The following is an 18,429-nucleotide window of genomic DNA, read 5'->3' on the forward strand; positions in this document are numbered from 1 at the left end:
TCACACTCGCACATCGACGCGCCGGTTTCAGGTCACCGGCGCTGGGTTGAACAACGTGAGCGCGTTGTGCAGCCCCCATCGCTCGGCCCACGTTTTTTCACCGCTGGCGACGGCCAGCATCAGGTGGAACAATTGCCAGCCCACGTCTTCGATGGTGGCCTCGCCCGTGGCGATGCGTCCGGCGTCCACATCCATGAGATCGTGCCAGCGACGCGCCAGATCCGAGCGCGTCGCCACCTTGATGACGGGCACCTCGGCGAGTCCGTAAGGCGTCCCACGCCCGGTTGTGAACACATGCAAGTTGATGCCCGCGGCCAGTTGCAACGTGCCGCAGATGAAATCGCTCGCGGGCGTCGCAGCGTAAATCAGCCCGCGCTGGTGTTCGCGGTCGAGCTTCGCGCCCGGGGAAATCACGCCGTGAATCGGCCCGCTGCCCGACTTCACAATCGACCCCATCGCCTTCTCGACGATGTTGGACAACCCGCCGCGCTTATTCCCCGGCGTGGTGTTGGCGCTGCGGTCGACGCGCCCACGCTCCAGATACGCGTCGTACCACGCCATCTCGCGAATCATTGCTTCGGCCACTTCCGGCGTGGCCGCGCGTGAGGTCAGTTGGTCAATGCCGTCGCGCACTTCGGTGACTTCGGAGAACATGACCGTCGCGCCCGCGCGCACGAGCAGATCGGTCGCGAAGCCCACGGCCGGGTTGGCCGTTACACCGGAGAACGCGTCGCTGCCACCGCACTGCACACCGACGATCAGCTCCGACGCGGGCACAGTCTCACGCTGACGCGCATTGAGCCGCTCAAGATGCGCACGCGCCGTCGTCAGGATCGAATCGATCATCGACAGAAAGCCGACGTGCGCATCGTCCTGAAGACAGACGGTGTCGGGTTTCCCATCGGCATCGGCGCTCCCGATCGGAATGCTGCCTGCCGGGAGCAGACGCTCCGGCTGCAGCTTCTCGCAGCCAAGACTCACGACCATCACTTCGCCGCCAAAGTTGGGATTGGTGGAGATGTTGCGCAGCGTACGGATCGGGACGATGGCGTCCGGTGCGTCGATGGCCACGCCGCAGCCATACGTATGCTCCAGCGCCACGACGTCGTCGACGTTCGGATACTGCGGTAGCAACGTCTCCTTGATGCGCTTGACGGCGAACTCCACCACGCCTGCCACGCACTGCACCGTGGTCGTGATGGCAAGAATGTTGCGCGTACCGACCGAGCCATCGGCATTGCGATAGCCCTTGAACGTGAAGCCGTCGAGCGGCGGCAATTCGTCAGGCACACGTGTGCTGATCGGCAGACGGTCGAGCGATGGCGCTTCGGGCATCGCGATGTTCCGCTCGTTGACCCAACTGCCTGCGCTCAGATCGCGCGCCGCGTAGCCGATGACCACGCCGTAGCGAACCACCGCAGCCCCTGCGGCCAGATCGATCAGCGCCACCTTGTGGCCCTGGGGCACAGCATCGATGAGCGTGAGTCCGTCCGCGAACCGACTACCCGCGGGCAAGCCGCCGTCGTTCACCACGATGGCGACGTTGTCCTCCGCCTGCATCCGAATGTAGCGCGGCGCGTCTTTCCCGACGGCCGTCTCCTGCGTTGCTGCCATGTCCCTCACCCCTCCCATCTCATCCCGCCAGCCCCGCGTTTCACGACGTTCGCCTTTCTCGACACCTGCGATCTGTCGCGTCACCCGGGCCATGACACAAAAACCACGGGCGGTCGTTGATGTTCGCTCAACCACCCGTCACTTATGTGTCATCATACATCTAGAACCCCAGCCATGCGTGGCTTTACGGGCCTCTACGCGAATCGGGAAAAACCCTTCCCACGCCTTTTGCGGGTTTATCCCACTGCCATTCGACGGGTCAGCCTCTTGTCCGGTCTCATCACATGTTATACGATGACATATAACTCAGCGCCGAGCGCTGGTTGAGCGCCTTCTTTATTCATCGAATCCGGCTCATCAGCCGACAGGAACTCTTGAAATGACTGCACCTCAAGAACTCAAGCAAATCGTCTCGGACGGCTTGTTGTCTTTCCCCGTGACCGACTTCGACGCGAACGGCGACTTCAACGCACGCGGCTACGCCGAGCGTCTGGAGTGGCTCGCGCCGTTCGGCGCGACGGCGCTCTTCGCCGCTGGCGGCACGGGCGAATTCTTCTCGCTCACGCCGCAGGATTACAGCGCCGTGATCAAGACGGCCGTCGACACGTGTGCGGGCAAGGTGCCGATCCTCGCGGGCGCAGGCGGCCCGACCCGTCTGGCCATCGAGTACGCAAAGGAAGCCGAGCATCTGGGCGCGAAGGGTGTGCTGCTCATGCCGCACTATCTGACGGAAGCCAGCCTCGACGGCATCGCCGCGCACGTCGAACAGGTCTGCAAGGCTGTGAACATCGGCGTGATCGTCTACAACCGCGCGAACTCGAAGCTCGGCGCAGACCAACTTGAGCGTCTGGCCGAGAACTGCCCGAACCTGATCGGTTTCAAGGACGGTGTGGGCGACATCGAGCGCATGGTGCAGATCCGTCGCCGCATGGGCGATCGCTTCTCGTATCTGGGTGGCCTGCCGACGGCTGAAGTCTATGCCGCCGCCTACCGCGCGCTGGGCGTGCCGGTGTACTCGTCGGCCGTGTTCAACTTCATTCCGAAGACGGCGATGAAGTTCTATCGCGCCGTGTGCAACAACGATCAGGAGACCATCGGCCACCTGCTCGACGTGTTCTTCCTGCCGTACCTGGAGATTCGCAACCGTCGCGCGGGATACGCCGTGAGCATCGTCAAGGCGGGCGCCAAGCTCGTCGGTCGCGACGCCGGTCCGGTGCGCGCACCGCTGACCGACCTGCTGCCGGACGAACTCGCCGCGCTCGACGCGCTCATCAAGAAGGTCGAAGGCTAAGGGGCCCCGCATGCAGATCACCGGTGAGATGTTGATCGGCCGCGCCGACGTGCGCGGCAGTGCGGGAACGCTCGAAGCGTTCGACCCGTCGCGTGGCGAGCGCCTGACGCCGTCGTTCGGCGCAGGCACCGTGCAGGACGTCGAGCGAGCGTGCGAACTGGCGCGTGCTGCCTTCGATCCGTTTCGCGCATTGCCGCTAGCGAAGCGCGCCGAGTTTCTGGAAGCGGTCGCGCAGGCCATCCTCGATCTGGGCGACGCCCTCATCGAACGTGGCCACGCAGAGACCGGCCTGCCCGTGGCGCGTCTGCAAGGCGAGCGCGGACGCACTGTCGGTCAGTTGCGGATGTTCTCCCGCGTGGTGCGCGACGGACACTTTCTCGACGCCACCATCGACCCCGCACAACCGGCACGCGAACCGCTACCGCGCAGCGACCTGCGTCTGGCGAAGATCGGCCTCGGTCCGGTGGCGGTGTTCGGCGCGAGCAACTTCCCGCTGGCGTTCTCCGTCGCGGGGGGCGATACGGCGTCGGCATTCGCAGCCGGTTGCCCGGTGATCGTGAAGGCGCACTCCGCGCATTTGGGGACGTCGGAACTCGTGGCACGCGCCGTTCGTTCGGCCGTGCAGAAGCTCGATCTGCCGGAAGGCGTGTTCTCGCTGCTCGTCGGCGAGCGTGCCGTGGGCGAGGCGCTGGTGGCGCATCCCGCGATTGCAGCCGTCGGCTTCACCGGCTCGCGTAACGGTGGTCTCGCACTGCAACGCATCGCACAGTCGCGCGCGGTGCCGATTCCCGTGTATGCCGAGATGAGCAGCATCAATCCGGTGTACCTGTTGCCCGAAGCACTGGCTGCACGCGGTGATGCCATCGCTAAGGGTTTCGTCGATTCGCTGACGATGGGCGTCGGTCAGTTCTGCACGAACCCGGGGCTGGTGTTAGGCCTCGCGGGCGACGCGCTCGAACGCTTCTGCCAGACGGCCTCCGATGCGCTGACGGCCAAGGCCGCAGGCACCATGCTCACGCCGGGCATTCATCAGGCGTACGACAAGGGTGTCGCGCGTCTGACCGACGAACCGAACGTGACGCTCGTCGCGCGTGGTCAGGCGGGCGGCGCATGCCAGGGTCAGGCGGCCCTCTTCCGCACGACGGCCGCCGAATTTCTCGCCACCCTGGCGCTGCACGATGAAATGTTCGGGCCTGCGTCGGTCGTGATTGCTTGCAACACCGTCGACGAGATGATCGCCATCACGGAACGTCTGGAAGGTCAGTTGACGGCCACGCTGCAACTCGACGCTGGCGACACTGCTAACGCGCGTCGTCTGCTGCCGAGTCTGGAGCGTCGCGCCGGACGCATTCTCGCCAACGGTTTCCCAACCGGCGTCGAGGTGTGTCACGCGATGGTGCACGGCGGCCCGTTCCCGGCAACGTCGAACGCGATGTTCACCTCGGTGGGTGCATCGGCCATCGATCGTTTCCTGCGTCCTGTCTGCTATCAGGATCTGCCGGATGCGTTGCTGCCCGAAGCCTTGCAGGAGCGCAACCCGCTCGGCCTGTGGCGACTTCGCGATGGCGCGCTCGCGCAAGCGTAATCGCAATCGCTGTCCCGCAATGACAAACGCCCTCGGATTCGAGGGCGTTTGTTTTGGTACGACGTGTGAACGACGGACGACAGTCGTTACGAAGCCTTATGCGGCGACTGCAGCAACGTTGGGTCCGGCAGCATCAACATGCCGTAAAGCGGTGCGACGGGACCCTCTGCCAGCGCTTTCGCGACTGCCTTGAGATCCGTCGACCCCGGCGCCCCGATGAGCGCGTAGCCGATCTGTCCCTTGCGCCACGTCACCACACCCATTTTGTCGATCTGCTGTTCCGCCACGCTCTGATCGGGACGCGTATCGCGCACCACACACAGCGCCACAGGATCACCCGTCGCAGGGAGATACACCATCTGCACCAACGCACGGTCCTGCCAGCGCAGACGCTGCACGCGCTTGAACGTCAGGCCCTGCGAGCGCAGGTCGGGAACGCTGATGTCGAGCTTGTCGTTCTGATGGATCTCGCTGACGGTGCGCTCAGTGTCGCTGTCGTCGACGTGAATCGATGCCACCGTGTCCCGCGCATACAACTGCTGGTATTCGGCAGCGGCACGCACCCATGTCCGACCCGGTGCGGGCGCAGGTGTGACAGAAGCGGTCATGAAGCCCCCCGCACCCGAGCGATTCAGCACGCCCGACATCAACGGCAGCGTAATGGCAGTCGCCGCGACACCGGCCGCGAAGGCCGCCGCGAGCCACCACGGACGCACGCGTCGTCCGGCAGGCGCATCGTTGGCGGCGGGCACGTTGTGCGTCGTGTCGACACGCACGGGCGTCGCCGGTGCCGTCGATTTGACGGTGTCAGGCGCGTGAGTGTCCTGTTGAACATCCTGAGTGGGCGGCGAGGCCTGACGTTGCGCGTGCTCGCGCAGGAGTGCGTCGAGACCGGCGCTCAGGCTCTGCGGCACCGGCGGAATCACTTGCGCCGCGAACGTCTCGCGATACGGCAGACGCGAGGCCCGCAACGACGCAACCGCGTCGGCCAGTTCGGGCGACGCGGCAATGGCCGCTTCCACTTCCGCACGCTCCGCAGGAGGCAGCGCGTCGTCGACGTAAGCGAGCAGGCGGATATCGTCTTCGTTCATCACGCGTCCTCCTCACGTGCGCCAGCGGCCGCGCCACCACGAAGGGTGTGCTCTGCCGTGCGGGGTTGCCCCTCGGGGTTACGAAACTGGTCGCCGATAGTACGGCGTGCGCGTGACAGACGGCTCATGACCGTGCCGATGGGCACGTCGAGCACTTCTGCCGCCTCCTGATAACTCATACCCTCCACCGCCACGAGCAGCAGCACGAGACGCTGCGCTTCGGGCAGACGATCGACTGCACCGAAGACCTGATGACAACTGGCCAGTTCTTCGGGCGTGGATGCCTGAAAATCGGGAATCGCATCGACGTCGGCTTCGTCCCACGCCAGACTGCCGCGCGAGCGAACGCGCCGCGCGCGGATCTCGTTGATCCACGTCGTATGCACGATGCTGAACATCCAGCTCAACGCCGAGGATCCCGGCTGCCACTGGTGCACGCGCTCCAACGCGTGCACGCAAGCGCGTTGCACAAGATCCTCGGCATCATGGCGATCGCCCGTAATGCGCAAGGCGAACGCCCAGAGGCGTGGCAGCAAGCCCGGAAGCAAGCTGGGTAAATCCTGACCGGTCATCGGCGAATTTCCTGGCGGCGGGTGCCTGTTGGCCACCCAGTCCGAAGCATCGCCAGCGAGTACCGCTGGCACCTGCCGCGAAATTATACTGAGCCGCCGCGACTTTGCATGCGCGTTCCCAGGCCGCCGATATGCCAACACGCTCGCTCCCCGTCGGAATGCCGCCAGAATGCCGTCAGCGCCCGCTCAGGGCTTGACAACGTGCCACACGTCCTTGAAGCCGTCGCCCTTCTTCTCGCCTGCGGCGGCATCCTTCGCGAACAGGTACAGCGGCTTGCCCTTGTAGGCCCACTGCTTCATACCGTCATCACGCGTGACGATGGAATAGTTACCTTCGGCCTTCGCACCGCCATCGGCCATCACCGGCGGCCAGGCGGTCGCGCATCCGCCGTTGCAAGCGCTCTTGCCGCTGCCTGCCACATCATTGTCAAACGTATAGACGGTGCGGTTCTGCGCGTCGACGAGCATGCCGTCGGCCGTCTTGAGCGGGACTTCCGCGTGGGCCGCAGCCGTAGCGAACAGACCGGCGGCAGCCACGAGGCTGGTGAGAACAGCGGACATCGATTGACGTTGGTTCATGACTTTGGCTCCTGAGTGAAATGTCGTTGTCGACACTCTCTGAACGCTTCGCGCCGACCCTTTATTCCACACCTTTCTTAAGATATTTATTGTTGCGACGCAGCACGCCGGACAGCCGACGCCGCGCCTGATCCGGTGTGGGGTCCACCAGGCACAACGCATGCTCAAGCGCGTCGCCTCAACGAACCGTTGACCTCTATCGCCCCCGACCGAGCGGAATAATCGCCGTCTGCCAGACGTTTGCCCGTCGGGCAATGCGCGCGCCCCCTGCAACGTCGCGCGCCACACATAAGAAAGATCAGACCAGACACACTCCTATGAACGCCGCATCCAGTGCCTCCCCCGCCTCTTCGTTACCCCGTCAGCCGCGAATGAGCGTAGCCGCCCGGCTCGGGCTGAGCTTCACCGTCATCCTCGCGATGATGCTCGCGCTGGCCGCGCTCGCCGTGCTGCGCGTGCACGGCATCGAGCGCACGCTGACGAACATCAGCGACAACAACAATGTGAAACAGCAATACGCCGTGAATTTTCGCGGCAGCGTGCACGACCGAGCCATCGCCGTGCGCGACATCACGCTTGCTGACGACAGTCATGTCGACGAAATCGTCACGCTCATCGAGCGTCTGAACGCCGACTATCAGCGCTCCGCCGGACCAATGGACGCACTCTTCGCGCCGTCCAACGCCGAACGCGTGAGCGCGGAAGAGCGCGACGATCTGGCCGCGATCAAGTCCATCGAAGCGCGCACGCAGCCGATCATCGCGCAGGTGATCACGCTGCGCCGCGCGGGCGACCTCGACGGCGCACGCCGTCTCGTACTCGATCAGGCGCGCCCCGCCTTCGTCGACTGGCTCGCCGCCATCAACCGCATGATCGATCTCGAAGACCGCACGAGTCATACGGAGTCGATGGCCGCCGTTGCGAGCGCGCATGGCTTTCAGACCGTGATGCTTGCACTGGTGCTCGTCGCACTGACGTGCGGCGCGGTCATGGCGTTTCTGATTACGCGTCAGCTGCGACGCGCGCTGGGTGCCGAGCCGGACGACGTCAAAGCACTGGCGCTGGCGGTGGATCGTGGCGAGCTGTATCACGAGTTCGACGTCGGACGTGAGGCTTCTAACGCACCGAACACAGCGAACCGCGAACATGACACGAGCATCATGGCGTCGCTCGCGGAGATGGCGACGAATCTGCGTCATGCGGTCACGCAAGTGCGCCACGCGTCGCACGACGTCACGGCCATCAGCCACCGCATCGCCTCAGGTAATCGCGACCTCGCCGCACGCACGGCGGAACAGGCCAGCTCGCTGGAGCAGACCGCCGCCGCGATGGAAGAACTGACGTCGACCGTCAGCCAGAACGACGACAACTCGCGCGGTGCGAACGATCTCGCCCATCGCGCTGCCGAGATGGCGGAGCAAGGCGGCGACATGGTCGAGCAGGTGGTCACGACGATGTCGTCGATCGACACGTCGTCACGCCAGATCGTGGACATCATCGCGGTCATCGAAGGCATCGCCTTTCAGACGAACATCCTCGCGCTGAACGCGGCCGTCGAAGCTGCGCGTGCAGGCGAACAAGGCAAGGGCTTCGCGGTGGTCGCCGCGGAAGTGCGCAGCCTCGCGGGACGCAGCTCGGCAGCCGCGAAGGAAGTGAAGCAACTGATCGACGCATCGGTTGCAGAAGTCGCCTCAGGCACGACGCTCGTGCAGAACGCAGGCAAGACGATGCGCGAGATCGTCGCACGCGTGAAGCAGGTCAGCAACGCAATGGACGAAATCAGCGCCGCCAGTCACGAGCAGAAACAGGGGATCGAAGAAGTGAATCGCGCGATTGCGCTGATGGATCAGGTGACGTCGCACAACGCCGCGCTGGTAGAGGATGCGGGCGCGGCCGCGCAGATGTTGCAGCAACAAGCGCAGGCGCTTACGCTGTCGGTCGGCCGCTTCCAGCTGGAAGCGGCCTATGCCAACGGTAGCAGCAATGCAAACCCTGCGATCACTCGCCCTTCGGCGCTTCCTTGACGCGGCTGACCAACTGCGTCGGACTCACGAATTGCAGCGCAATGAGCACCCACAGCAGCGTGATGGCCATGTAGATCATCGCCATCGCGTCGATAGACTGCGGGGCTCTCACGCCGGTCGAGAACACTGCGTAGTAGAGCGCGACGACGAGCGTCTGTGTGTCCGGGCCAGCGGTGAAAAACGTCAGCTCGAACATGCCGATGGTGCGCACGAGCACGAGCAGGCCCGCCGCGAGGATGCCCGGCACCAGCAACGGCAGCAACACATGACGGAAGTACTTCAGCGTGTTCGCACCGAAGATACGCGCGGCGGCTTCGAGGTTCGGATCGATCTGCTCGATGAACGGTGTCATCACCAGAATCACGAACGGCAGCGACGGCACGAGATTCGCGAGAATCACGCCCGTGAGCGTGCCGCCCAGTCCGACCTTGTAGAGCACGGTCGCCATCGGAATGCCGTATGTCACCGGCGGCACCATCAGCGGCAGCAGAAACACCAGCATCGCGAGCTTCTTGCCGGGGAATTGCGCCCGCGCTAGCGCATACGCCGCAGGCACGCCGAGCGCAATCGACAACAGCACGACCGCGCCCACGACCTCGACCGTCACCCACAGCACATCGGCGAGTTGAAAATCACGCCAGGCCTGCGCGTACCAATGCAACGTGAAACCTTCGGGCAGCGGTGTGCCGAACCAGCGCGTGGCGAACGAATTCATCGTGACGGTGGCGATCATCAGCGCCACATTCACGAGGAAGAAGATCATCGTGCCCCAGACCAGCACGCGCCACAGACGCGAGCCCGGCCCTTCACGGCGCATCTTGCGCCGAGCTTCGGGTGCGGCTGCCGACTGGCTGACGGGTGCCTGCGTTGTCATGAAATCTCCGTTCTGCGCGGCCAGCGTACCGGCCGGATTCTTGTCTGCGACACTCATCCCTTGCCTCCCGTGGTCGGACCGCTATAGAACGCCCGGCGCGCGCCGAGCATGCCCGCCACGATCAGCAACTGCACGAATCCCATCACAATCGCCACGCACGAGGCGAGCGAGTAGTCGTAGCTCTCGAACGCGGCTTCGTACGCGGCAATCGACACCACGCGCGTTGCCCCTGCGGGCACGCCGAGCAGCACCGCCGACGGGAACACCGAGAACGCCTGCACGAACGACAGACACGCGGCCATCGTCAGGCCCGGCACCAGCAGCGGCAGATAGATCAGACGGAATTGCTGCCACGGCCCGGCACCCAGCGTACCTGCCGCGCGAGCGAGCGTCGGATCGATACCGGTGACGTACGACAGGATCAGCAGGAACGCGAACGGGAAGCCCGAGATCACCAGCGAGATCAGCACGCCCCAGTAGTTGTGCGTGAGACGCACTTCGTCGTGATACAGCCCCAACGCATGCAACGCCTGCGGGAACCAGCCGTTCGGCCCGTAGTAGGTCAGCATGCCGTCGGCGATGAGCACGGTGCCGAGCGTCACGGGGACGACCAGCAGCATCGTCACGAACTTCGACGCCCGCGTGCTCTTGCGCAACGCGAACGCCGCCGGGATCGACGCGCCCACGTTGATCAGCGTGGCGGGCACGGCGAGCTTGAGCGTGATGAGCACCGTCGGCCACAGCGTCGGCTCGGTGAAGAACTTCAGATAGTTCGCGAAAACGCCGCCGCCCTCCATCGGCTGAAACGACAGGAACAGACCGTACGCGAACGGATACACGAACATCGCGATCAGGCACACGAGCGCGGGCGCGACGAGCCAGCCGCGCCCGTCGGCACGCGCCGCCGGTGTCATCGACACGGAAGCGGCGGCACTCATGCGCGTTCCCCGGCATAGACGAGCGTGCGATCCGCCGGTACGCGCAGCGGCACGCGCTCGCCGACGGCGTAATCGCCCGGCAAACGCGCGTACAACTGACCGAACGGCGACGCCACGCGCAGCAGCGAATCGCGACCGCCGTACTCCACGGTCTCGACCACCACTTCGAAGGCGTTATCGTTGGCGGCCGGTGCGCGCTCGAAATCGTCGGGACGAATCGCCACGGACACCTTGCCCTCGACCTTGCCACCGCTGGCGGGCGGCTCCATCAACACGCCATCGAACGACGCCCCGCCGCACGACACGCGGGCATGCTCGCCCTGTGCCGACGTGATCGACACGTCGAGCACATTGCGATAGCCCATGAAACGCGCCACGTGCAGATTGCGCGGACGACCATACACATCGCGCGGTGCACCGATCTGCTGCACCACGCCCTCTTTCATCACGACGATGCGATCGGCCATCGAGAGCGCTTCGTCCTGATCGTGCGTGACGTAAATCGTCGCGCGGTCGAGCTTGCCGTGAATGCGGCGGATTTCGGCGCGCATCTCGATACGCAGCTTCGCGTCAAGGTTCGACAGCGGTTCGTCCATGAGCACAACCGGCGGCTCGATCACGATGGCACGTGCAATCGCGACACGTTGCTGCTGACCGCCCGACAACTGCCCCGGCAACTTGCGCTCGTGCCCGACCAGTTGCACGAGCTGCAAGGCTTCGCGGGCGCGCTTCTCGATCTCGGCGCGCGGCACGCCGCGCATCCGAAGACCGAAGCCCACGTTTTCAAGCACGCTCATGTGCGGGAACAGCGCGTAGTTCTGGAACACCATGCCGAAGCCGCGCTTCTCGCTGGGCAGCACGTCGATGCGCTCGTCGTCCAGCCAGATCGCGCCGCCCGTGAGCGGCGTGAGTCCGGCAATACAGTTGAGCGCCGTCGACTTGCCGCAGCCCGAAGGCCCCAGCAGCGCGATGAACTCCCCACGCTCGATGGTCAGGTCGAGGCCGTTCAACGCGGCCACCGACTGACCCTCAGCGTTGGTGAAGCTGCGCGCCACGTGGTCGAGGCGCAGTTGCTGAAAGTTGTGCTTCATGACGCAACCCTTATTTCGACTTCAGCGAACCGATTTCGGCATCCCACTTCTGGAATGCGGCCACCATCGCCGTCGCATCGAGCGGCACGGCGTGCGGGAAATCGGCGATGAGCTTCGCGTATTCCGGACGGCCGTACTTCGCGATCGTTTCCTGGCTCTTCGCCGGGGCGGCGGACAGCGGTACGTCCTTCACCGCCGGGCCCGGATAGAAGTAGCCATCGTCATACGTGAGCGCCTGCTGAGCAGGTTCGAGCATGAAGTTGATCAGCTTGAGGATCACCTCCATCTTCTCTTTCGCCACGCCCTTGGGTACGACCATGTAATGCGCGTCGTTGACCCACGTGAACTTGTCGAACGACTGAATCTTGAACGTCGCGGGCACGATACCCAGCGCGCGCGGATTGATGTCCCAGCCGGTGACGGTGAGCGTCATGTCGCGGCTGCCTTCGCCCAACTCCTTCATCACCGCCGACGTGCCGCCCGGGTAGTACGGAATGCACGAATCGAGCTCCTTCAGGAACGCCCACGTCTTGTCCCATCCCTTGATCGGGTCGTGCGGATCTTTGTCGCCGAGCAGATACGGCAGGCCCATCAGGAACGTGCGGCCGGGGCCCGAGTTGGCCGGACGCGCGTAAATCAACTTGCCCGGATTTGCCTTGCACCAGGAGAGCAGTTCGGCGGGGGTCTTGGGCGGGTTCGTGACCTTGGCCGGGTTGTATTCGACGAGCGGACCTGCAGGCATGAACGTGACGGCCAGACCGTAGCCCTTCGACAACTCCTGCATCGCGCGCACGTTCGGGGCGTACTTGTCGAGCACGCCCGGCAGCTTCGCGCTGTAGTCGGGCAGCAGACGTTGCCAGAGGTTTTGCTGGATGCCAGCAGCAAGCGCGTCGGTTCCCGTCAGCACGATATCGATGTCCGAGCGACCGGCGGCCTGCATGGCCTTGATCTTGCCCGGCAGTTGCGGCGCCGGCGCGTTGGTGAAGGTGATCTTGGAGACGAGATCCGGGTACTTGTCACGGAAAGCCTCGAAGCCCTTCTGCGTGAGCGCGAGATTACCGGCCACGTCGACGATGTTCAGCGCAACCGGTGCAGCGGTTGCCGTGCTTGCGATGCTTCCCAGTACGGCGGCACATGCCACCGCACCGAGCGTGCGTTGCCAGAATCCCCTGCGGCTGAAGCTCATGCTGTCTCCTTTGGTTAAATTTCTCGTAAGTCATCATATGACTGAGATATCCAATTTGCAATTAGGAGACGTGCCTAAACACCCCAGAGGTTTCCCTTATAAATCGAGAAATCCTTGTTTACATGGGCTTTAAGCCTTGATTTCATCAGGACACCGAGCATTTTGTCAGGGATTTCACCGATAGAGACACGGCCAGCGCGTCACCTAAATTACGGCCAGTCATACGATGACGTAAAAGTTACACAAACCGCGAGATAGACGTCGCCACCGACACCCCGTTCCCGGTGGAGACCAAGGAAAAGTTGCCGTGAAAATTCAGCGCATCACGATCACCCCGATTGCCTTTCGCGACCCGCCGCTACTCAACGCGGCGGGTATTCACGAGCCGTATGCCCTGCGCTCGATCATCGAAATCGAGACGGATAACGGGCATGTCGGATTGGGTGAAACCTATGGCGACGCGCCAGTGCTCGCCTTGCTCGAAAACGCGCGGCCGCTTTTGATCGGGATGGATCCGTTCGACACGAACGGGCTGCGCGAGCGGGTCGCCGCTGTCGTGCGTCAGGGCGTTCGTGGCGAGCGCGTGGAATACGAACTCGCGCCGGGCACAGACCCGCGCAAGGACGCCGAGAAGCTTTACTCCGCGTTCGAAGTTCCGTTTCTGGATTTGCAGGCGCGGCACCTGGGGATACCGCTCGTCGAACTGCTCGGCGGTGCAGTGCGTCAGGAAGTGCAGTACAGCGCGTATCTGTTCTTCAAGTACGCGCAGCACATCGATTCGCCGTATGCGCCGGATAGCTGGGGCGAGACGTTGAACGCCGAGCAGCTTGTAGCGCAAGCGCGTTTCATGATCGACACGTACGGCTTCGGCAGCATCAAGCTCAAGGCCGGGGTGCTGGAACCGGCAGAAGAAGTGACATGCCTGAAGGCCCTCAAGCGCGCCTTCCCCGACAAGCCGCTGCGCATCGACCCGAACGGCAACTGGTCGCTCCCGACGGCGATTGCGATGGGACGCGAGCTGGCGGGCGATCTCGAATACTACGAAGACCCCACGCCTACGCTTGAAGGCATGGCAGAGCTGCATCGTGCGACGGGCATGCCGCTCGCCACGAACATGGTCGTCACCGATCTGCGGCAGTTCCGCGAGAACGTGCATCTCAACGGCGCACAGATCATCCTCTCCGATCACCACTACTGGGGCGGACTGCGCGACACGCAGTTGCTCGCGCGCATGTGCGAGACGTTCGACATCGGCCTGTCGATGCACTCGAACTCGCACCTCGGCATCAGCCTGATGGCGATGACGCACCTGGCGGCGAGCGTGCCGCGCCTGTCCTACGCCTGCGACACGCACTACCCGTGGCAGGAAGCCGACGAGGAAGTCGTGCGCGGCGGCAAGATCGCGATTCGCAACGGCGCGGTCGCCGTCACTAAAGCCCCCGGACTCGGACTCGACATCGATCAGGACCAACTGGCCAAGCTCCACGAACAATACCTGCGCTGCGGCCTGCGCACGCGCAACGACGCGGTGCAGATGCGCAAATACCGGCCCGACTGGAGCGGCAAGGCTCCGCGTTTTTGAGCGTTGGTTCGCGCCAACGCCTATCCGACAGAACACCACGGCAACACCACCAAAGCAGCACCCGCTTCACACAAAAAACGAAGTACGCGAAGTCCAAGAAAACACATCACAAGAGGAGAAGTCGTGAGACATTCGAAACTGTTTGCCGGGCTCGTATTGGCCGGTCTCGCCGCCGGTGCAATGCCGGCGTTCGCACAGTCGAACGTGACGCTGTACGGGATCGTCGACGATGCACTGACCTACAGCAGCAACCAGAACGGCAAGTCGAACACCTATCTGCGCAACGGCAACCTCGCGGGCAGCCGCTGGGGCCTGCGCGGCACGGAAGATCTGGGCGGGGGCACCAGCGCACTCTTCCAGTTGGAAAACGGCTTTGACGTGAACAGCGGCGCATTCAGTTCGTCGGGCGTGATGTTCAACCGTCAGGCGTTCGTCGGCGTGAAGAACGCACAGGCCGGTACGGTCACCATCGGTCGTCAGTACTCGCCGTACTACCTGATGGTCGGCACGATCGGTCCCGTCGCGTATGTCACGGGCGCGACCGGCGCGCACCCCGGCGATATCGACGGCCTCGATACGACCATACGCATCAACAACTCGGTGACGTACACGTCGCCGGTGCTGTGGGGCGTGACGGCCAGCGTCCAGTACGGTTTTGGCGGTCAGGCAGGCTCGATGGGTAAGGGCAACACGTTCTCCGGTGCGTTGCGTTACGACGGCGGTCCGTTGTCGTTGGCGGCGGGCTACTTGCGGATGAACAACATCGGCGGCGGCACGACCTGGAACAGCTCGTCGACCGGGGTGCCGGGCACGTCGGCCGTCAATCAGGGCTATGTCACCGCCGACTCGCTGCAACACATTGCAGTGGCCGGTATCTACACGCTCGGCAGCCTGACGCTGGGCGCGAGCTACAGCAACGTGCAGTACAAGCCGGGCGCAGCGTCGCTCTTCCACGACAGCGCGATCTTCAACACGGCGGGCGTGCATGCGTCGTGGATCGTCGCGCCGCAGTGGCGTCTGGCGGCGGCGTACAGCTACACGGCTGCGTCGAAGGCCAACGGCATTACCGACGCCGCGACCTACCATCAGGTGTCGCTCGCACAGGTGTACTCGCTCTCGAAGCGCACGTCGCTGTACGCGCTCGAAGCGTGGCAACACGCCAACGGCAAGTCGATCTCCGCGAACGGCGTGAGCATCATCAACGCCGGACCGGTGGTGGGCGACTCGCAGAACAGCACGCCGTCGGCAACGAGCTCGCAGTTCGTCGGCATGCTCGGGATCCGCGTCGATTTCTGATGCCGGTCCCTAAGGTGTAACGCCGTCCGGACCGACGCTGTGCGCGTGCCGGTCTGGATGGCAGCAGGTGCATGAGAGTGGTCGCGAGAAGTCGCACAAAGCAGTCTTTTCGGCCGCCAGTGCCCGGTAGCGTCTGGGCTGTGACATTGGCGGTCGATTCTTATCGGTTGTCGTATGTATGCGACGGTCGATAAGGTAAACTGGGGACGTATTTGCCATTTATCGTCACCCACAATTCCAACCGACGCCATGTCCATGACCAGCCCGTTGCCCGCACGTCCTCGCCGCAAGTCTCGCAGCCTCACGGAGGAGGTGGTGAGCGCCTTGTCCGAGCAGATTCGCGCCGGTACGTTCCGTCCGGGCGACAAGCTGCCGACCGAGTCGGCCATCATGGAAAGTCTGGGCGTGAGCCGCACGGTGGTGCGCGAAGCGATTTCGCGACTGCAGGCGGCACAACTGGTGGAGACGCGTCACGGCATCGGCACCTTCGTGCTCGAAGCCCCGCGTGAGAATGCGTTGCAAGTCGACACGAACAGCATTCTGACGATGCTCGACGTGATGGCGATTCTGGAGCTGCGCATCTCGCTCGAAACGGAAGCGGCAGGTCTGGCGGCGAACCGTCGCACGGACGGCCAGCTCAAGGCCATGCGTCAGGCGCTGGACGATTTCGAGATGCACGTGCGCCAGCGCACCGGCAACGCCGTGACGGCCGACGTCGCCTTCCACCTGCAAGTAGCGAGCGCGACCGGCAACCGCTATTTCCACGACATCCTCGAACAACTCGGCAACACGATCATTCCGCGTACGCGCGTGAACTCGGCAGCGCTGGCCGACGACGATCAGGTGTCGTATCTCAATCGCGTGAATCGCGAGCACGAAGACATCTACAACGCGATTTCGCGTCGCGACCCGGAAGCCGCGCGCGCCGCCATGCGCACGCACCTCACGAACAGCCGCGAGCGTCTGCGTCGCGCGCAAGAGTCGGCTGGCACACAGAACTAAGCGCTCTTGCGCAGGACCGGCCCGCCGGTCGTCAATAAAGGTCGCCGCGCACCGCGCGGTAGTACCCCGCATCGATCTCGCTGGCGCGGGCAGGGTCCATCCCTGTGAGCGCCGCCTTCATATCTCCCATCGACGGTACGGCCTTGCGGTCGAGTTGCGACTCGGCACGCCAGAGCTTCGCGCGATTGATCGCCTTGCCGCAGTGAAACAGCACCTCGTCGATGCTCACGACGATGGCTGTCTTCGGCGTACGCTCTCCCTCTTTCAACTGCGCGAGCAACACCGGGTCGACGGCAATGCGCGCATGACCGTTGATACGCATGAAGACCTCCAGCCCCGGGAACAGGAACAACATGCCGATGCGATCGTCGTCGGTCAGATTGCGCAGCGACGCGATGCGGTTGTTGCCGGGCCAGTCTGCGAACACGACCGTCTTCTCGTCGAGCACTTTGACGAAGCCAGGTGCGCCGCCGCGCGGTGAGGCGTCGAGACCTTGCGCATTGCCAGTGGCCACGCAGAAGAACGTTGCGACATCGAGATAAGCCGTGTGGAACGGCAACAGGCGCGACATCACGCCTTTGACGATCCCTTCGGATGGTGGGTCGTACAGTGCATCAAGATCAACCTGCGCGGGATCGGCGGACGTGGCAGATGCCGGTGACTGCGCAGCGTCACTCGAACCGGCCGGATAGATTGGCAGCGACATGGCGATGCTCCTTCGAAAACATGTGCCGAGCTTATCGCGATGCCGAATGGCGCTGATAGACTATCCAAGCCATTCAATAGCGAAATGACGCCATGGAATTCCCCGACCACCTGAAGCCGAAAATGGCGCGCGTGCAGATCATGGACGCGCAGGACCCGCCGCTGATTGCGCTCGTCGGCCGGGAAAGCGTGCCGCGTGTCTCGCAGACGCACCAACACGCGTCCGGACAGTTGCTCGGGCTATTCAGCGGCCTGATCTCCGTTCGCACCAATCTCGGCACGTGGGTCGTACCGACGTCGCGTGCCGTCTGGGTGCCTCCGCACTGCCCGCATGCGGCCTTCTCACATGGGCCATTCAATGGCTGGGCTGTCTATGTGCGTCCGGATCAATGCGCCGGGTTGCCGGATCAGCCGCGTGCGATCGAGGTGTCCGGACTTCTGCGCGAGGCGGTGGCACGCGCCGCACAGTGGGTGTTGGGCGAGCCAGATCGAGCCCAGACGAACATCATGAATGTGATTCTGGACGAGATCGCCGTCAGCCCTGCCGACGCATTCCGTCTGCCCATGCCAAGCCACCCTCGCCTGCGACGCATCGCCGCCGCCCTCATCGACGATCCGGCCAACGACCGCTCGCTCGACGCGTGGGCCGACTGGGCCAGCACATCGACGCGCACGGTGAGCCGCCGCTTCGTCGAGGAGACGGGGCTGACGTTCACGGCGTGGCGTCAGCGCGCGCGTCTGTTGCGCGGGCTGGAACTGCTCGCTGCCGGACAGCCGGTCGGGGCCGTCGCGCTGGACCTCGGGTACGACAACGCCAGCGCCTTCATCGCGCTGTTCAGACGCACCTTCGACACCACACCGGGACGCTACTTTGCGACGGATTCGACGGAGATCGTCGACGTGACGCATACCGACGACGACGGCATCGAAACCACTGATTGAAGCTACGTCCTCAGCCGTTCGAATGAGTGTCCCTGTCACACAGCGCGAAGTACGATA

At 64.0% G+C, this 18,429-nt stretch carries 16 protein-coding genes; 7 read left to right on the forward strand and 9 right to left on the reverse strand.

Annotation, left to right across the window (positions count from 1 at the left end):
• Positions 1-27 precede the first annotated feature (27 nt).
• Positions 28-1,614, reverse strand: a complete 1,587-nt coding sequence (gene garD / locus ACIQWO_RS21025) for a galactarate dehydratase (RefSeq protein ID WP_402828512.1) — start codon at positions 1,612-1,614, stop codon at positions 28-30.
• A 379-nt stretch (positions 1,615-1,993) separates the two neighbouring features.
• On the opposite strand from garD, the gene kdgD reads away from it, so the two are divergent.
• Entirely contained in the window at positions 1,994-2,905 is a 912-nt protein-coding gene (kdgD, locus tag ACIQWO_RS21030) for a 5-dehydro-4-deoxyglucarate dehydratase (RefSeq protein WP_402828515.1), read from the forward strand.
• Positions 2,906-2,915: 10 nt separating this feature from the next.
• On the forward strand, positions 2,916-4,490 hold the full coding sequence (locus tag ACIQWO_RS21035) for an aldehyde dehydrogenase (NADP(+)) (protein ID WP_402828518.1): 1,575 nt from the start codon (positions 2,916-2,918) through the stop codon (positions 4,488-4,490).
• 86 nt (positions 4,491-4,576) lie between these two features.
• Here ACIQWO_RS21035 and ACIQWO_RS21040 read toward each other — a convergent pair whose 3' ends face one another.
• The 3 genes from ACIQWO_RS21040 to ACIQWO_RS21050 form a co-directional block, all read right to left on the reverse strand.
• Positions 4,577-5,581 (reverse strand): anti-sigma factor family protein, encoded by a 1,005-nt coding sequence (locus ACIQWO_RS21040; protein WP_402828520.1) that lies wholly within the window; start codon positions 5,579-5,581, stop codon positions 4,577-4,579.
• Positions 5,581-6,153, reverse strand: a complete 573-nt coding sequence (locus ACIQWO_RS21045) for an RNA polymerase sigma factor (protein ID WP_150576155.1) — start codon at positions 6,151-6,153, stop codon at positions 5,581-5,583. The genes ACIQWO_RS21040 and ACIQWO_RS21045 overlap by 1 nt, the downstream gene beginning before the upstream one ends.
• Positions 6,154-6,339: 186 nt before the next feature.
• On the reverse strand, positions 6,340-6,732 hold the full coding sequence (locus tag ACIQWO_RS21050; protein WP_402828523.1) for a hypothetical protein: 393 nt from the start codon (positions 6,730-6,732) through the stop codon (positions 6,340-6,342).
• Between the two features lie 371 nt (positions 6,733-7,103).
• Between ACIQWO_RS21050 and ACIQWO_RS21055 the strand changes: the two genes are divergently transcribed.
• Entirely contained in the window at positions 7,104-8,756 is a 1,653-nt protein-coding gene (locus ACIQWO_RS21055; RefSeq protein ID WP_402828526.1) for a methyl-accepting chemotaxis protein, read from the forward strand.
• Here ACIQWO_RS21055 and ACIQWO_RS21060 read toward each other — a convergent pair.
• Genes ACIQWO_RS21060 through ACIQWO_RS21075 form a run of 4 tightly spaced genes read right to left on the reverse strand, consistent with a single transcriptional unit; the run spans position 8,731 to position 12,845 of the window.
• Positions 8,731-9,630, reverse strand: coding sequence for an ABC transporter permease (locus ACIQWO_RS21060; protein WP_402829181.1), 900 nt, complete (start codon positions 9,628-9,630; stop codon positions 8,731-8,733). The genes ACIQWO_RS21055 and ACIQWO_RS21060 overlap by 26 nt on opposite strands.
• Before the next feature lie 53 nt (positions 9,631-9,683).
• Positions 9,684-10,568, reverse strand: coding sequence for an ABC transporter permease (locus tag ACIQWO_RS21065; RefSeq protein ID WP_150576152.1), 885 nt, complete (start codon positions 10,566-10,568; stop codon positions 9,684-9,686).
• Positions 10,565-11,659, reverse strand: a complete 1,095-nt coding sequence (locus ACIQWO_RS21070; protein WP_150576151.1) for an ABC transporter ATP-binding protein — start codon at positions 11,657-11,659, stop codon at positions 10,565-10,567. Before ACIQWO_RS21070 ends, ACIQWO_RS21065 begins: the two co-directional genes overlap by 4 nt.
• Before the next feature lie 10 nt (positions 11,660-11,669).
• A complete protein-coding gene (locus tag ACIQWO_RS21075) occupies positions 11,670-12,845 on the reverse strand; it encodes an extracellular solute-binding protein (RefSeq protein WP_233327665.1) in 1,176 nt (391 codons plus the stop codon).
• 307 nt (positions 12,846-13,152) lie between these two features.
• Between ACIQWO_RS21075 and ACIQWO_RS21080 the strand changes: the two genes are divergently transcribed.
• From ACIQWO_RS21080 to ACIQWO_RS21090, 3 genes are all read left to right on the forward strand, one after another.
• A complete protein-coding gene (locus ACIQWO_RS21080; protein WP_402828533.1) occupies positions 13,153-14,427 on the forward strand; it encodes a glucarate dehydratase family protein in 1,275 nt (424 codons plus the stop codon).
• Between the two features lie 123 nt (positions 14,428-14,550).
• A complete protein-coding gene (locus ACIQWO_RS21085) occupies positions 14,551-15,723 on the forward strand; it encodes a porin (RefSeq protein ID WP_402828536.1) in 1,173 nt (390 codons plus the stop codon).
• 255 nt (positions 15,724-15,978) lie between these two features.
• Entirely contained in the window at positions 15,979-16,725 is a 747-nt protein-coding gene (locus ACIQWO_RS21090; protein ID WP_150664471.1) for a FadR/GntR family transcriptional regulator, read from the forward strand.
• A 31-nt stretch (positions 16,726-16,756) separates the two neighbouring features.
• Here the strand turns inward: ACIQWO_RS21090 and ACIQWO_RS21095 are convergent, their stop codons facing one another.
• A complete protein-coding gene (locus ACIQWO_RS21095; protein WP_402828541.1) occupies positions 16,757-17,431 on the reverse strand; it encodes an MSMEG_1061 family FMN-dependent PPOX-type flavoprotein in 675 nt (224 codons plus the stop codon).
• Positions 17,432-17,523: 92 nt separating this feature from the next.
• Here ACIQWO_RS21095 and ACIQWO_RS21100 point away from each other — a divergent pair, with 92 nt between their 5' ends.
• Entirely contained in the window at positions 17,524-18,372 is an 849-nt protein-coding gene (locus tag ACIQWO_RS21100; RefSeq protein WP_402828544.1) for an AraC family transcriptional regulator, read from the forward strand.
• Positions 18,373-18,429: the final 57 nt, after the last annotated feature.

Source organism: Pandoraea sp. NPDC090278 (genome assembly GCF_044772185.1).
Taxonomy (GTDB): domain Bacteria; phylum Pseudomonadota; class Gammaproteobacteria; order Burkholderiales; family Burkholderiaceae; genus Pandoraea.

Coding starts and splice junctions, on each gene's coding strand:
- garD (WP_402828512.1), bottom strand. CDS start 1,614: ATGGCAGCAACGCAGGAGACGGCCGTCGGGAAAGACGCGCCGCGCTAC.
- kdgD (WP_402828515.1), top strand. CDS start 1,994: ATGACTGCACCTCAAGAACTCAAGCAAATCGTCTCGGACGGCTTGTTG.
- ACIQWO_RS21035 (WP_402828518.1), top strand. CDS start 2,916: ATGCAGATCACCGGTGAGATGTTGATCGGCCGCGCCGACGTGCGCGGC.
- ACIQWO_RS21040 (WP_402828520.1), bottom strand. CDS start 5,581: ATGAACGAAGACGATATCCGCCTGCTCGCTTACGTCGACGACGCGCTG.
- ACIQWO_RS21045 (WP_150576155.1), bottom strand. CDS start 6,153: ATGACCGGTCAGGATTTACCCAGCTTGCTTCCGGGCTTGCTGCCACGC.
- ACIQWO_RS21050 (WP_402828523.1), bottom strand. CDS start 6,732: ATGAACCAACGTCAATCGATGTCCGCTGTTCTCACCAGCCTCGTGGCT.
- ACIQWO_RS21055 (WP_402828526.1), top strand. CDS start 7,104: ATGAGCGTAGCCGCCCGGCTCGGGCTGAGCTTCACCGTCATCCTCGCG.
- ACIQWO_RS21060 (WP_402829181.1), bottom strand. CDS start 9,630: ATGACAACGCAGGCACCCGTCAGCCAGTCGGCAGCCGCACCCGAAGCT.
- ACIQWO_RS21065 (WP_150576152.1), bottom strand. CDS start 10,568: ATGAGTGCCGCCGCTTCCGTGTCGATGACACCGGCGGCGCGTGCCGAC.
- ACIQWO_RS21070 (WP_150576151.1), bottom strand. CDS start 11,659: ATGAAGCACAACTTTCAGCAACTGCGCCTCGACCACGTGGCGCGCAGC.
- ACIQWO_RS21075 (WP_233327665.1), bottom strand. CDS start 12,845: ATGAGCTTCAGCCGCAGGGGATTCTGGCAACGCACGCTCGGTGCGGTG.
- ACIQWO_RS21090 (WP_150664471.1), top strand. CDS start 15,979: ATGACCAGCCCGTTGCCCGCACGTCCTCGCCGCAAGTCTCGCAGCCTC.
- ACIQWO_RS21095 (WP_402828541.1), bottom strand. CDS start 17,431: ATGTCGCTGCCAATCTATCCGGCCGGTTCGAGTGACGCTGCGCAGTCA.
- ACIQWO_RS21100 (WP_402828544.1), top strand. CDS start 17,524: ATGGAATTCCCCGACCACCTGAAGCCGAAAATGGCGCGCGTGCAGATC.